Source organism: Siminovitchia sp. FSL W7-1587 (genome assembly GCF_037963795.1).
Classification (GTDB): domain Bacteria; phylum Bacillota; class Bacilli; order Bacillales; family Bacillaceae_C; genus Siminovitchia; species Siminovitchia thermophila.
In genome coordinates this window covers 2763559-2778980 of sequence record NZ_CP150169.1, presented here as the reverse complement: position 1 = coordinate 2778980, position 15422 = coordinate 2763559, and the positions used below count along the sequence as shown (strand labels likewise).

General features: G+C 43.6%; 15 protein-coding genes. 1 reads left to right on the top strand and 14 read right to left on the bottom strand.

Going from position 1 to position 15422, the window contains the following annotated elements; all coding sequences use genetic code 11:
• Window position 1: 1 nt before the first annotated feature.
• From prfA to NST31_RS12965, 9 genes are all read right to left on the bottom strand, one after another.
• Window positions 2-1069, bottom strand: coding sequence for a peptide chain release factor 1 (prfA, locus tag NST31_RS13005; RefSeq protein ID WP_339161080.1), 1068 nt, complete (start codon window positions 1067-1069; stop codon window positions 2-4).
• A 126-nt stretch (window positions 1070-1195) separates the two neighbouring features.
• Window positions 1196-1795, bottom strand: coding sequence for a thymidine kinase (locus NST31_RS13000; protein ID WP_205178927.1), 600 nt, complete (start codon window positions 1793-1795; stop codon window positions 1196-1198).
• A 74-nt stretch (window positions 1796-1869) separates the two neighbouring features.
• Window positions 1870-2070 (bottom strand): 50S ribosomal protein L31, encoded by a 201-nt coding sequence (rpmE, locus tag NST31_RS12995; protein WP_205178925.1) that lies wholly within the window; start codon window positions 2068-2070, stop codon window positions 1870-1872.
• A 139-nt stretch (window positions 2071-2209) separates the two neighbouring features.
• The gene (gene rho, locus NST31_RS12990; RefSeq protein ID WP_077109728.1) at window positions 2210-3460 is read right to left on the bottom strand and encodes a transcription termination factor Rho; all 1251 of its coding nucleotides are present in this window, start codon (window positions 3458-3460) and stop codon (window positions 2210-2212) included.
• A gap of 245 nt (window positions 3461-3705) precedes the next feature.
• On the bottom strand, window positions 3706-4671 hold the full coding sequence (gene glpX / locus NST31_RS12985) for a class II fructose-bisphosphatase (RefSeq protein WP_205178914.1): 966 nt from the start codon (window positions 4669-4671) through the stop codon (window positions 3706-3708).
• A 122-nt stretch (window positions 4672-4793) separates the two neighbouring features.
• Window positions 4794-6080 (bottom strand): UDP-N-acetylglucosamine 1-carboxyvinyltransferase, encoded by a 1287-nt coding sequence (locus NST31_RS12980; protein WP_205178912.1) that lies wholly within the window; start codon window positions 6078-6080, stop codon window positions 4794-4796.
• Between the two features lie 113 nt (window positions 6081-6193).
• On the bottom strand, window positions 6194-6847 hold the full coding sequence (fsa, locus tag NST31_RS12975; RefSeq protein ID WP_205178904.1) for a fructose-6-phosphate aldolase: 654 nt from the start codon (window positions 6845-6847) through the stop codon (window positions 6194-6196).
• Between the two features lie 117 nt (window positions 6848-6964).
• Entirely contained in the window at window positions 6965-7828 is an 864-nt protein-coding gene (gene fba, locus NST31_RS12970; RefSeq protein ID WP_077109639.1) for a class II fructose-1,6-bisphosphate aldolase, read from the bottom strand.
• Between the two features lie 150 nt (window positions 7829-7978).
• Window positions 7979-8338 (bottom strand): response regulator, encoded by a 360-nt coding sequence (locus NST31_RS12965; protein WP_077109640.1) that lies wholly within the window; start codon window positions 8336-8338, stop codon window positions 7979-7981.
• A 221-nt stretch (window positions 8339-8559) separates the two neighbouring features.
• On the opposite strand from NST31_RS12965, the gene NST31_RS12960 reads away from it, so the two are divergent.
• Window positions 8560-9081: a DUF2529 domain-containing protein gene (locus tag NST31_RS12960; RefSeq protein ID WP_205178902.1), complete on the top strand. Its 522-nt coding sequence runs from the start codon at window positions 8560-8562 to the stop codon at window positions 9079-9081.
• A gap of 39 nt (window positions 9082-9120) precedes the next feature.
• Here the strand turns inward: NST31_RS12960 and NST31_RS12955 are convergent, their stop codons facing one another.
• The 5 genes from NST31_RS12955 to NST31_RS12935 form a co-directional block, all read right to left on the bottom strand.
• On the bottom strand, window positions 9121-10722 hold the full coding sequence (locus tag NST31_RS12955; RefSeq protein ID WP_339161075.1) for a CTP synthase: 1602 nt from the start codon (window positions 10720-10722) through the stop codon (window positions 9121-9123).
• A 159-nt stretch (window positions 10723-10881) separates the two neighbouring features.
• A complete protein-coding gene (gene rpoE, locus NST31_RS12950) occupies window positions 10882-11421 on the bottom strand; it encodes a DNA-directed RNA polymerase subunit delta (RefSeq protein ID WP_339161072.1) in 540 nt (179 codons plus the stop codon).
• Between the two features lie 202 nt (window positions 11422-11623).
• Window positions 11624-12361 carry an ABC transporter ATP-binding protein gene (locus NST31_RS12945; RefSeq protein WP_339161069.1) on the bottom strand — a complete coding sequence of 246 codons (738 nt, stop codon included), beginning with the start codon at window positions 12359-12361 and terminating at the stop codon, window positions 11624-11626.
• Window positions 12362-13990: an iron ABC transporter permease gene (locus NST31_RS12940; protein ID WP_339161066.1), complete on the bottom strand. Its 1629-nt coding sequence runs from the start codon at window positions 13988-13990 to the stop codon at window positions 12362-12364.
• A 64-nt stretch (window positions 13991-14054) separates the two neighbouring features.
• On the bottom strand, window positions 14055-15131 hold the full coding sequence (locus NST31_RS12935; protein WP_205178894.1) for a Fe(3+) ABC transporter substrate-binding protein: 1077 nt from the start codon (window positions 15129-15131) through the stop codon (window positions 14055-14057).
• Window positions 15132-15422 lie beyond the last annotated feature (291 nt).

The following is a 15422-nucleotide window of genomic DNA, read 5'->3' as shown; positions in this document are numbered from 1 at the left end:
GCTATTCCACGCTCTCTAATTTCTTGGATTGGTCTTCCACTATGAGGGCATCTATGATTTCATCCAGTTTGCCCTCCAAAATTTGGTCGAGCTTTTGAATCGTTAGTCCGATCCGGTGGTCCGTTACCCTGTTTTGTGGAAAATTATATGTGCGAATTCGTTCCGACCGATCACCCGTTCCAACTGCTGATTTTCGATTCGCATCGTATTCTTCCTGAGCTTCTTGCTGGAATTTATCGTAAATGCGGGCGCGTAAAACTTTCATCGCTTTTTCTTTATTCTTGATTTGGGACTTTTCATCCTGACAAGAGACCACAATGCCCGTGGGGATATGAGTAAGCCTAACAGCAGACATTGTCGTGTTAACACTCTGTCCTCCAGGCCCGCTTGATGCAAACGTATCCACACGGATATCTTTCTCATGGATATCGACTTCCACTTCCTCGGCTTCCGGCAAGACGGCTACTGTAGCGGTCGACGTATGAATCCGCCCGCCTGACTCCGTTTCCGGAACGCGCTGGACACGGTGCGCTCCATTTTCATATTTTAACCTGGAAAAGGCTCCGGTTCCGTTGATCATAAAAATAATTTCCTTAAATCCGCCCAATCCAGTAGAGTGTTCTTCAATAACTTCGGTTTTCCAGCCTTTTGTTTCGGCATAGCGGCTGTACATACGGTACAGATCACCGGCAAACAATGCTGCTTCGTCTCCGCCCGCGGCTCCGCGGATTTCCATAATAACGTTTTTCTCATCATTTGGGTCTTTAGGGATAAGCAATATCTTTAGGCGCTCTTCCAGCACCTCGATCCGTTCTGCCAGTTCATCGATCTCTTCCTTGACCATTTCCCGCATTTCCGGATCCAATTTATCATCAAGCATTTCCTTGGCATCATCATATTCTTTTTTCGCTTCCTTATATTCCCGGTACGTTTCCACCGTTTCAGCAATCGCCGATTGTTCCTTCGAGTATTCTTTCAGCTTTTCGGGATCACTGACAATATCTGGATCGCTCAACAGCTCATTCAGCTTTTCGTAGCGGTCTTCCACGGATTGGAGTCTATCAAACACAAGCCTTCACCTCAACGTTTTTGCATATCTTTTTTTATAGTACACCGCCCACTTTATGCAAGCAAACATTTTAAAGAAAAAGAATCCGCTTCTGATCATTAATATATGTAAAAGCAGTGTTTGTGATCAGCTCAAATGCTCTTTCATCGATCTTACAGGAACTTCATGATGATTCCGGCACCTTGCTTCGTAAGAATCCGCTGCCCCCACCAGGATGACTGGATCATCATAAAAAGCGGCTTCTCCATCAATCAGGCGCTGCGTTCTAGTGGCAGGCTCCCCGCAAACTGTACATATGGCATGCAGTTTGGTCACATGCTCTGCCAGCGCCAGCAGTTTTGGCATCGGGCCAAATGGCTCGCCCCGAAAGTCTTGATCCAATCCGGCAACCACTATCCTATGCCCCGCATCTGCAAGGCGGCTAACTGCCAGTATGACGTCATCATCAAAAAATTGCACTTCGTCAATCCCTATCACATCTACTTCGGCAGGAACATTTTTTAATAGTTCATCCGCAGATTTTATCACATGCGCTTTAATGGAAAGACCATTATGTGAAACGATTTCATGTTTGCTATAACGGTTATCCAACAGAGGTTTAAATAACAAGACCTTTTTTTGGGCGTAATGGGCCTCTTTAGCCCGGCGGATCAATTCTTCCGTTTTACCGGAGAACATGCAGCCGCATATAACTTCGACAACACCTTGCATTCCCGGATTCATCATACTTGCTCCTTCCTGCTGTAATGCCTTTATCCCAATAAAAAAACAGGCAAGCCTTCTTGCCCGTTTTCACTAGCTTATTTGAGTCCGTATTTCTTGTTAAAGCGGTCAACGCGTCCTGCAGCGGAAGCAAATTTTTGACGGCCAGTGTAAAATGGATGACATTCGGAGCAAATTTCAACTCGAATACTTTCTTTTACAGACCCGCTTTCAAATTCATTGCCGCAAGCGCATTTTACAATTGCTTTTTTGTATTCAGGATGGATTCCTGCTTTCATTTTCCTTCATCTCCTTACGCCCTGAATCATTTGCTGAAACAGAGTTCTATATTCCAACCGAAGCTTGGCTTCGCAGATGTTTGAAAAAAACACATTTTTTATTATAACAGGGACAGACAAAAATTGCAATTGCACTATTTTATTTTGTTGTTAATAATTCAAAGAATTCTTCATTGGTTTCGGTTTGCTTCAGCTTGCGCAAAAACTTTTCCGCAAAATCGGGCATATCCGACATCGCTTTACGCAATTTCCAGATTTTTTCAAGCTGGTCTTTTGGTAACAACAGCTCTTCCTTCCTCGTACCTGAGCGCCGGATATCGATGGCAGGAAAAATTCTTCTTTCCGCAAGAGACCGGTCCAAATGAAGCTCCAAATTTCCCGTTCCCTTAAATTCCTCGTATATCACATCATCCATGCGTGAACCTGTATCGACAAGAGCAGTGGCCAATATAGTCAAGCTGCCGCCTTCCTCAATGTTTCTGGCTGCCCCGAAAAATCTCTTCGGACGGTGAAATGCCGCCGGGTCAATTCCTCCGGACAAGGTTCTCCCGCTTGGTGGAATAACAAGGTTATATGCTCTGGCAAGCCGCGTAATGCTATCCATTAAAATGATAACATCCCGCTTATGCTCAACAAGGCGCATCGCCCTTTCAAGAACAAGTTCAGCCACTTTGATGTGATTTTCCGGCACTTCGTCAAACGTCGAGCTGACAACTTCTCCAGCTACCGAACGCTCGATGTCCGTCACCTCTTCAGGTCGCTCATCTATGAGCAACACGATCAATTCCGCTTCAGGATGGTTCGTTGTAATAGAATTGGCGATGGATTTTAAAAGCATTGTTTTACCGGCTTTTGGAGGTGCAACGATCAAGCCGCGCTGGCCAAACCCAACCGGGGATATCAAATCCATAATCCTTGTAGATAAGTTGGAAGGAGTGGTTTCCAGCTTCATTTGTCTATCTGGGTAAAGAGGTGTCAATGCCGGGAAGTGAACACGTTCCTTGGCGCTTTCCGGATCATCTCCGTTCACCGCTTCAACATGGAGCAGCCCGTAATAGCGTTCATTTTCCTTCGGTGGGCGCACTTTACCTGACACTTTATCGCCATTGCGCAAATCAAAACGGCGAATTTGCGATGCTGAAATATAAATGTCTTCAGAACTTGCCGTATAGTTGATCGGTCTTAAAAATCCAAAGCCTTCGGATTGGATAATTTCCAAAACGCCTTCCATAAAAAAGAAACCTTCTTGTTCAGCCCGTGCTTTTAATATTGCAAAAATTAATTCTTTCTTCGTCAGTTTGCTGTAATATGAAACTTTATATTCACGTGCCAACTCATAAAGTTCTTTCAGTTTCATATCTTCCAGCAGAGAGATGGTTAATTCGGCCATTTCTACACCACGCTTTTTCAATTTTTTCATTTTCTGCTTCCATCATAATCTGCTACATTTTCCGCGTCCTCAAGTCAAGATACATACGACATTACATGAAATCTAAGGTGCAAGTGATGTTACAAGAGAATAAATGGAAGGAATGACTTTGGTAATTACAGAGGGTAAGAAGAATAAGATATAAGGCTATGAGATTTATAAAAACATGAAAAAATCAGGAAGGAGGGAAAAAACCCTCCATTATATTAACTTCCCATGACCATATTTGGTTTTTTACGGAGGCTGTGGCGGCCTTCTACAAAGCGCACGGTTCCCGATTTTGCCCTCATAACGACAGAATGGGTGGAGCCGTAGGCTCCTTTAAATTGGACGCCTTTCAAAAGTTCCCCATCAGTGACTCCGGTAGCGGCAAATATTGCATCGTCACCACGGACCAAGTCTTCCATTGTTAGAACTTGATTTACATCGATACCCATTTTTTTACAACGTGCTAATTCCGCATCATTTTGAGGCATGAGTTTGCCTTGTAATTCGCCGCCAAGACATTTCAATGCGACTGCGGCAATAACGCCCTCGGGGGCACCGCCCATTCCAAATAAAATGTCGACCCCAGTTGTGTCAAAGGCCGTGTTAATGGCTCCAGCAACGTCACCGTCGCCAATTAGCTTGATTCTAGCTCCGGCTTCCCGCAACTCTGTGATAATAGCTTCATGTCGGGGGCGGTCAAGCACAATCGCCACCATATCTTCGATATCTTTATTTTTAGCTTTTGCTACAGCTTTTAAGTTATCCAGAATAGGGGCATTTATATCAATTTGTCCAACTGCTTCAGGTCCGACGGCAATTTTTTGCATATACATGTCAGGCGCGTGCAGCAAGTTTCCTCCATCGGCAATGGCAATGACAGATAAAGCATTCCATCCCCCGGAAGCTACAATATCCGTTCCTTCCAGCGGGTCAACCGCGACATCGACTAGCGGCCCCTCGCCCGTACCAAGTTTTTCGCCAATATAAAGCATGGGAGCCTCGTCCATTTCGCCTTCTCCAATGACAACAGTACCTCTCATTGGGATCGTATCGAAAACAGCACGCATCGCCGTTGTTGCTGCATCGTCTGCTTCATTCTTTTTTCCGCGCCCCATCCATCTAGCCGATTTAAGCGCAGCGGCCTCAGTCACTCGTACAAGTTCCATAGATAAACTTCTTTCCATCGACTTTCCTCCCGTCGTTTTGGCAATTAAACATCATAACCGTTTAATAGTATAACACATTATGCTAAATGTGATAGCCCCTATGAAAAAATTAACAGGATCATCGATTGCTGGAAAAAAATTCAAGAACTTTTCAATTGTTCAATTTCCTGCTCCGTCATTCTTTCACGCCAAATGGTCGCTCCCAGACCATTTAACTTGTCAACAAGCCCGCTATATCCCCTGTCAATATGCTCAAGACCCGTTAATTCAGTAATTCCTTCAGCAATTAATCCGGCGATGACAAGCGCGGCACCTGCCCGAAGGTCGGAAGCTTTTACTTTTGCCCCCTGCAAGGTTGTAGCACCGTTGATGATCGCGGAACCGCCCTCCACTTTAATGTCCGCATTCATTCTTCGCAGTTCATCGATATGTTTGAACCTTGCGGAATAGATCGTGTCGGTAACGATTGACGATCCTTCTGCTTTCGTTAACAGGACCGTGATCGGTTGCTGTAAATCAGTTGGAAATCCGGGATAGACAAGCGTTTTTACATCTACAGGCGTTAGCCGTTCATACTGGCCGATGAAAACTTGCTCGTCCCCTGTCTCAACCGGCACGCCCATTTCACGAAGCTTAGCGATCAATGATTCCAAATGATGCGGTATCACATTATCAATGAGAACTCCCTCGCCGATAGCCGCACCTAAGATCATATAAGTGCCTGCTTCAATGCGGTCAGGGATAATAGTATGTTGGCAGCCATCCAGCCTATCCACACCTTCAATCCGGATAACGTCTGTTCCCGCTCCTTTGATCTTGGCACCCATATTTGTCAAAAGTGTTGCCACATCAATAATTTCCGGTTCCTTTGCCGCGTTTTCGATAATTGTCTGACCCTTGGCTTTTACAGCCGCCAACATGATGTTGATTGTGGCGCCCACACTGACAACGTCCAAATAGATCCTGGCTCCGGTCAATTCATCGGCACGAAGATACAACGCCCCTTGCTCATTTGTCACTTTTGCCCCCAGCGCTTCAAAGCCCTTGATATGCTGGTCAATTGGACGCGGTCCAAGGTGGCAACCGCCTGGAAGTCCAACGACTGCCTTTTTAAACCTGCCGAGCATAGCACCCATTAAATAATACGATGCACGCAGCTTTTTCACTTTCCCGTTCGGAAGCGGCATAGATAACATATTGCGTGGATCGACATGCATCACATCATCCCGCAAAGAGACAACCCCGCCTATTTCTTCTAATAAAATTCTCAATGTATCGACATCTGATATGTTGGGTAGGCCTTCAATTTTTACCGGTGATTCAGCAAGGATTGTGGCCGGTATGAGGGCGACTGCGCTGTTTTTTGCCCCACTCACTTTAATTGTTCCTTTTAAAGGGTACCCGCCGGCAATCTTAAGCTTTTCCATTTTAGTCTTCCTTTCGCTCCTGGTTGGCCAACTTTTTTTGAAAAAAAAGGCATCATACCCATTATTATAAACAATTTACGGAGAAACATGTAGCGCACGTGTAAAAAAAGTAATTATGAATCACCTTTTTCTCTAGCTTCCCAATCCCGTAAAAAGGCTTCAATGCCCCAATCTGTTAACGGATGTTTAAAAAGCTGGACCAATACTTTATAGGGCAGTGTGGCGATGTGCGCTCCATTTAAAGCGGCTTCGGTAATATGTTGCGGATGGCGGATGGAAGCGGCGATGATTTTCGTATCGAGGCCATGAATGGAGAAGATGTCCGCAATTTCTCCGATTACACTCGCCCCGCTATGGCCGATATCATCCAAGCGCCCGATAAACGGAGAAACATAAGTCGCTCCTGCCCGTGCGGCAACGAGCGCCTGATTGGCGTTAAAAATTAAAGTGACGTTCGTTTTGATCTGTTCTTTAGATAGTATACTAACAGCCTTCATACCATCCGGCGTCATCGGTATTTTGACGGTAATATTGGGAGCGATTTTTGCCAGCTCCCGGCCTTCTTTTACCATACCTTCCGTATCAAGCGCGATTACTTCGGCACTGACAGACCCGGGAATGATAGATGTAATTTCTCTGAGCCTGTCGTGAAACGAAATATTCTCCTTGGCAACCAAGGAAGGGTTTGTTGTGACTCCATCTATGATGCCGAATTCATTGGCTTTTTTGATCTCGTCGATGTTGGCTGTGTCGAGAAAAAACTTCAAGCTACACAACTCCTTCACATTTATAATAGAATAAAGGGAAACCGCCATACTCTCACTGGCGGTTTCGGTCTTACCGAATGGCTGACGACAGCAACCATTATGTTGCCGCAGAATCCATTACGCTTTACCGGCTGAGCCAAAGTCACGCATTTTGCCCTTTACGGTATCTTTGATCGCTTCTCTGGCAGGGCCGAGATATTTTCTCGGATCGTACATTTCCGGATTGTCGCGCAATACTTCCCGTACGCGTTTCGCGGAAGACATTTGGTTTTCTGTATTTACGTTAATTTTTGCCGTTCCCAAGGAAATGGCTTTTTGAATATCCTTCAGCGGAATGCCTGTACCGCCATGAAGCACAAGTGGCACTCCCGTTAATTTCATCACTTCTTCCATACGGTCAAATCCGAGCTTAGGTTCTCCTTTATAAGGACCGTGTACCGATCCAAGAGCCGGCGCAAAACAATCTACTCCGGTTTCACGAACGAGTTGGTCACACTCGGCAGGAATGGCATACGAAGCTTCTGCATCATCGACAGATAGATCGTCTTCTTGTCCGCCGATCCGCCCCAATTCCGCTTCCACTGAAACGCCAAACAGATGGGCAAGTTCAACCACCTTTTTCGTCAATGCAATATTTTCGTCAAGCGGCAAGTGTGAGCCGTCGATCATGACAGATGTAAAACCGGCATGAATCGCCTTGGCGCATTTTTCAAAGCTGGAACCATGGTCAAGATGAATAGCAACAGGGACCGTAATTCCATATTCTTCCATAAGCGCTTTTACCATCTGTACGACCAATTTAAATCCACCCATATAACGAGCAGCTCCCTCGGATACTCCTAAAATAACGGGTGATTTTTCTTCTTGAGCAGCTTGAAGTATCGCTTGGGTAAACTCCAAATTATTCAGGTTAAATTGGCCGACTGCGTATTTTTCTTTATTTGCTCGCTTGAGCATTTCTGTCATCGATACTAATGGCACAACTTTTTCCTCCTTTTACATTGGGACTGCCTGCACAACCACATGAAACTGTACCCAATTTTCGCAGTTTCATCATAACAGATTATTTGGTTGAATACCAATGAAGAGCGGAGACCGAAAGGAGAAAAGATTTATGTGGTTTTTTATTTGTTAGGATACGTATTGTTTGACTGCAGTACGGATTTCTTCAATATCAAACGGCTTGGAAAAATGGGCAAGGGCTCCGAGCTTTTTTGTTTTTTCTATCATATCCAGTTCCCCGTACGCCGTCATGATGATGACGCGGATCTCGGGATTTATTTCCTTCATTTTTTTCAATATTTCAAGCCCGTCCATCCCAGGGATTTTGATATCAAGAAGAACAAGGTCGGGAGCATGTTGTTTCATAACATGCAATGCCTGAAGACCATTGGCAGCCTGATATATTTCATAACCTTCTTTTTGCAACACTTCATTCAGTAATGTTCTTATTCCGAATTGGTCATCGACTATTAACACTTTTTGTTTCAATATATTCATCCCCCTATTGTTTATATTCCTCAATAAACCCCTCCATTAAGTATAAAATACTAGCATTATATATTTATTTTTAATATTTTTTCTATAGTATGTTAAGTTCGATATGAGTTACATTTTTTCCTTCTAAAGTATTCAACCGGATCATATTTCTTTTGCTATTCCATAAATGTGCCTATAATATATGTATATTTTTCCAAAAAGGAGCAACATATATGTTGAAAATGCTATCCACGCAACTGATCGGCGTATTTTCCAGCGTTAGAGAGAAAGAAGAATTTCCATTAGAAGACGGAGCCCGGCTTTTGGCCCAAGCAGCTGTCGGGGAAGGTTCTATCTTTATAAAAGGGTATGGCGAAATGGAAGGAGTCGTCATGAATGCCTTGAATGGACCCGAGCCGATGAAAAAAACGAAAAAGCTTGAACAATCATCACAATTGTCCCACACGGACAGAGTGATTGTTTTCACACGCCTATCCGATGATCAAGATGCGCTTTCTCTTGGGAAAACTCTTGCAGAAAAAGGCATTCCATTTGTATCTGTTGCCGGTACGGTAAAAGATGGTGCGGAATGTTTATCACAATTAGCTGATATACATATCAATACTCACGTAATCAAGCCCATTCTTCCTGCTGAAGACGGGAACCGCGTTTGTATTCCTTCCTTAATGTCCGCTTTGTATATTTATTATGGTCTCAAATTCAACATAGACGATATGCTGGAAGAATATAAATAAAGCTGCCCTTGTGATGAAGGCAGCTTTTTCATACATCGACTATTTTTTTACTGTTAATGCTGCTTGGATAAAGCCGTGAAAGAGTGGTTGCGGCCTCGTTGGGCGAGATGTAAACTCTGGATGGAATTGGCTTGCCACAAACCATGGATGATCAGCAACTTCAATAATTTCCACCAATTTTCCATCAGGGCTTGTTCCCGAGAATACAAAACCGGCTTTTTCCATCTGCTCCCTGTATTCGTTGTTAAATTCATAACGGTGGCGATGACGTTCATAAATCAATTCTTCTTGATACATTTCACGGGCTTTTGTCCCATCTTGCAATTTACATGGGTACAACCCAAGCCGGAGTGTTCCGCCCAAATCTCCCAGCCTATCTTGGTCCGGAAGCAAGTGGATAATCGCATGTTCCGTAGCTGGATTAATCTCGGAAGAGTGAGCCGTTTCAAGCCCCAATACATTCCTCGCATATTCAATAGAAGCTAATTGCATTCCGAGGCAAATGCCGAAAAATGGAACGTGGTTTTCACGGGCATATTGAATCGCCGCAAGTTTACCGTCGATACCCCTGTCACCAAAACCGCCTGGAACAAGAATCCCATCGCAATCAGCAAGCACTTCCGCCGCGTTTTCTTTCGTAACGAATTCAGCATTCAACCATTTGATGTCTATATCTGCATCAAATGCATAACCAGCATGTTTTAATGCTTCAACAACCGAAATATAGGCATCTTGGAGCTCCACATATTTTCCAACAAGAGCAATCCTTGTCGTCTTGGACAAGTTTTGTACTTTTTCAACAAGGAGTTTCCAGCCTGCCATATCCGCTTCGTGGCAAACAATTTTTAAATGATCACAAACGATTTGATCCAAATGCTGCTCCTGCAATGAAAGCGGTACGGAATAAAGCGTGCTTGCGTCATGTGCTTCGATAACCGCCTCTTTTTCAATATCACAGAACAAGGCGATTTTGTCCTTCATGTCCTGGGAGATCGGCATTTCTGTCCGTACGACGATGACGTTTGGCTGAATACCGAGACTCCGGAGTTCCTTTACACTGTGCTGCGTCGGTTTTGTCTTCATTTCGCCGGCTGCTTTAATGTAAGGAACAAGTGTGCAATGAATATACATGACATTTTCCCGGCCAACATCATTTTTCATTTGCCTGATCGCTTCTAAAAACGGCAAAGATTCAATATCTCCGACTGTGCCGCCAATTTCCGTAATGACCACATCTGCTTTGGTCTTTTCGGCTGCCCGGAAGATGCGGTCTTTTATCTCATTTGTAATATGCGGGATCACTTGAACCGTTCCTCCGTTATAATCCCCCCGCCGCTCTTTTCTGATCACTTCCGAGTAGATTTTTCCCGTTGTAACATTGCTGTATCTATTTAAGTTAATATCAATAAATCTTTCATAATGTCCCAAATCCAGGTCGGTTTCCGCCCCGTCTTCTGTCACAAAAACCTCTCCGTGCTGGTAAGGACTCATCGTGCCAGGATCCACGTTTAAATAAGGATCAAATTTTTGAATCGTCACATTCAATCCGCGATTTTTTAAAAGGCGCCCGAGTGAGGCAGCCGTAATCCCTTTTCCGAGTGAGGAAACGACACCACCTGTTACAAATATATATTTAGACACAACTTTTCCTCCTTATCCTTCCTCATGTTTCCCAAAGTTACTAAAATAAAAAACGCCCCGCCACAAATTGCTGTACGGGAGCGTTACATATTATCTGTATATCCTTTTTCAAGGAGCCCAAATAAAATACTACAGATTAGGAGAAGAGAAGTCAAGATTTTATTCTTCCTCTTCTTCTTCTTCTAAATCGACGTCTTCCTCCTCTTCTTCCAGTTCATAATCCTCGTCATCCAACAATTCTTCTTCTTCTTCATATTCCGCTTCTTCTTCCTCTCGAAGCGCCTCCAGGCTTTCATCTTCTTCTACGTCTTCATCTTCAAGATCCATGTCGTATTCAAGATCTTCTTCTTCCAGTTCGAGCAACTCCTCATCTTCTTCAAAGGCCCGTTTTGCTTTCTTTTTCTTCTTCGGTTTGACGGGAGCGATGATTTCTTCGTCTACTTGATCAAACGGATACCACTCTTTCAGGCCCCAGCGGTTTTCACCCAATGTCAAAAAGCGTCCGTCCACGTTTAAATCCGTATAAAATTGTAGCATTCGCGAAGACATTTCCTCATCCGAAAGCTCCAAATAGTTGGCAATTTGAGCAACCAATTCCTGAAATGGTAAAGCCTCCTTTTTTTCTTCCAACAAATACTGTGCAATTTCAATAAGTGACATTTCTTCCCGTTCTTCCAACGTTAAATTTTGCAAGTTCAATCATCGCACAACCTTTCCGCTATATGTATTTAAATGGCTCTCAATAGCCTTATAGTTAAAAATCCATACTCAACATTATAAACAAATATCTTTCGTTTATGCTACTCTTTTCATGTTTATTTCTCTATTAAGATGAAAAAAAGCCCGAATTCAAAAAAACAGCAAAAAAAAATCCAAACTCCGAAGAGTTTGGAAAAGTTTTTTAAACTTCAATGAGATCTTCTTTCTCAAGGTGTTGCACGTTTTTTCCAGACCAGGATTGGGCGCCAAGAATATCGCACGGCCTCCCGCTATGGACAATTTTTCCATCTTTTAATTGAACAATCCGGTCGGCAATTGCCAAGGCGTCATTCTCGTCATGGGTGACAAAGATGGCGGTAATGCCGGCAGCCTTTAAGATGTTGCGCAAGTCCTTTCTGATTTTCACTTGCAACTCGGCATCTAAATTACTAAACGGTTCATCAAGCAAAAGAAGGTTGGGATTCGGAGCAATCGCTCTGGCGATGGCCACCCGCTGCTGCTGGCCCCCGCTCAGCTGGTGCGGGTATCTTTTTTCATATCCCGTTAATTCGACGATCTCAAGCACTTCGGCCACTCTTGCTTTTTTCTCCGCTTTCTTCATTTTATTCAGGCCAAACGCGATGTTTTCCTCGACGGTCATATGAGGAAAGAGGGCATAATCCTGAAACACCATGCCGATCCCGCGCTTTTCGGGCTGAATGAATGATTTATCATTGAATATGACTTCATCCTCGATTGTAAAAGAACCTTCACAAGGCACTTCCAATCCGGCAAATAAACGAAGCAAGGTACTTTTTCCGCTCCCGCTCGGCCCCAGTATAGAAACTACTTCACCTTTTTCAATTTTCATTGAAAATCCATCCACTGCTCTTTCTTTCGGGTCATAACAAAAGCAGACGTTTTCTATCGAAATAAACATTTATCGCGGCTCCTTTTCAAGTAGCTTGTGAAAGACAAAGATAGACAAAGCGCTAAGAGCAACAATCACCAGGGAAGCCTGGGACGCTTCCATGATTTTTTCATCACTCGCGTACTGAAACGCTTTTGTGGACAAGGTATCAAAATTAAACGGCCGAAGGATTAATGTCAACGGTATTTCCTTTAATATATCAATAAAAACAAGAATAAATCCGCTAATAATGGCGCCTTTCATCAAAGGAACATCCACTTTGATGAATGTTTTTGTCAGCCCCATGCCAAGCAGGCGTGAAGCATCGCGAAAATCTGTTCCTATTTTATCATAACCAGATTCAATCGAATGAAAGCCAATCGCAAAAAACCGAATAATGTAGGCGGTGATGAGCATCACAATGCTAACACTTAACACAAGCGTCGTTTGCAGGCCCATTCTTTGATAAATGGGAGCAAGCATCTGATCAATGGCAATAAAGGTCGTAACGACCGCTACGGCAATCACCGCCCCAGGGATGGAGTAGCCCAGCACCGTTACCTTTGGCATTGTTTTCGCCACTTTTCCGTGAACAAGCCTGCTGAAATTGCCGACAACGAGCGCGAAAGCGATAATGATGGCGGCGCTGGTTCCCGCCACAAAGACTGAATTTTTCACATATGTGAAAAATTCCTGGAATGGGATTTTCCCCCATGTAAGCACAAGCCAATCGACTAATTGCAAAACCGGTATGAAAAAACCAAAGCTTAAAACGGTCATACCGTATATGGAAGCCAATTTGGCTTTCATGCCGGTCAATTGGACAAGCGGAAGCGGCCTGATTTTCGTTGTAGAAAAGCTGAATTGCTTCCTGCCACGCAATAGCTTCTCCACAATAAGAATCAAAATGACAAGGACCATCAATGTACCGGCGAGTTTGATTGAAGTTCCGACATCACCAAGCCCAAACCAAGCTTGAAAAATGGCTGTGCTGAACGTTTGAATACCGTAATATTTGACCACACCGTAATCATTCAGTACTTCCAATATGACTAAGCTGGCACCGCCAACGACGGCTGCTCTCGAAATGGGAAGCACAACCTGGAAAAAAATTTGCCATGGCCCTTTCCCTAACACTCTCGCGCTTTCAATGAGGGAAGCCGTCTGCTGTGACAGAAAAATCCTCGTAATGGTATATACATATGGATATAAAAAAAATGTATAGATAAAAATAGCCCCTGGTATATTCATGATGTTAAAATAATTCGGATCCAAGGACATATCAAATTGGTTCCGGAGTGTTTTTTGAATAATACCCGTATAATTGAGAATGCCATGATAGGTGTAAGCACCGATAAATGGCGGAATCGAAAGGGGCAAAATGAGCGCCCATTTTAAAAAGTTCCGCAGCGGAAAGTTGTACTGGGCAATGAGCCAAGCGAGACTCAACCCAATGGCAATTGTCAAAAAAGCGGTTGAGAGTACAAGAATGAGAGATGTCTGCAGATATTTATACAGCACAAATTCCTTAATATGCTCCCAGTTTTCATTTGACGGCGTAAACAAGCCTGAAACGATCGCCAAATTCGGCAAAAACAACAATATGATAATGATGGCGGCAGCGACCGTCCAACCGTTTACATTAACCAACTTTCGCACGAAACTTACACCCCATTAATATAGCAACGCCCCTTGCCGCACCAAACGGCAAGGGTCATATTCCTTATTGCCAGCCTACTTCATTAAAGACCATGAGTGCCTTGGCATTGTTATCGCCAAGTACTGAAAGAGGAATATCTTGTTCTTTAAACTCTCCCCATGACTTTAATAACTCGGATGGTTCAACTTTTTCATTTACTGGATATTCATAGTTTGCTTCCGCAAATTTTCCTTGCGCCTCTTCGCTTGTTAAGTATTCAAGGAGGGCAATGGCATTTTCTTTATTTTTTGACCCTTTGACAACGCCGGCTCCACTGATGTTCACATGTGTTCCCGTTGTTTCCTGGTTAGGGAAGAAAACGCCGAGCTGCTCAGCCACTTTCACTTCTTCCGGATCTTCGGAATTGAGCATCTGGCCAAAATAGTATGTGTTCATAATGGCGACGTCACCCACACCAGCAGCAATTGCTTTAGCCTGGTCACGGTCTCCGCCTTCCGGTTTTCTCGCCATATTTTTCACAATACCTTCAGCCCATTCTTTCGCTTTTTCTTCGCCGTCAATTTCAATAAAGGAAGCCAATAATGACTGATTGTAAATATTTTCGGAGGAACGAACAAGAATGCGCCCTTTCCATTTTTCATCCACTAAATCTTCGTATGTGGAAAGCTCGTCTTCTTTTACTTTATCTTTATTATACACTAAAATTCGCGCTCTTTTTGTCAAACCGTACCAAGTTTTGTCATTATCTCTGAATTTCTTGGGAACTTGCTTGTCAAGCGTATCGCTTTCGACAGATTCCAGAACATCAGCATCTTTCGCACGGAACAGCCTGCCGGCATCCGCCGTCAAAAACAAATCGGCCTGGGTTGCATCGCCTTCCCGCTTAATACGCTCAAGCAGCTCATCTGCTTCACCTTTGATAACGTTTACCTTAATGCCTGTCTTTTCTTCAAACTTTCCGTATAATTCATCGTCGACATCGTAATGCCTGCTTGAATATAAGTTAACAACCTTTTCTTTTGTTTCTTCTTTTTTATTCTGCTTATCCGACTCATTATCTTTTGGAGCCGAATTTTGATTTCCACACGCTGCAAGTGTCATCATAAAGACACAAAGTACAAAAGCTACTATTTTTCTCACTAGTGAACAACTCCTTGACTGAATAAGAATTGATAACGATTCTCAATTTCAATTATATAGATTCCCGCCCTCTTGTCAATTTATTTTTAAATAAATTTATGACAAATTAGACATGGCTGCACAAAAGAAAAACATCCGTGGCCTTAAACGAAGCCATGGATGCTACTTCCCCGTCTCGGGCGGTTGTTCTTTAGGACGGGTTTTCTCATTCTTGAATATGGGGCTTGATAGTCGGTACCCTAAATAAAACATGACTGCGGAGGCTGCTAGAAAAGGAATGGCCCCAAGACG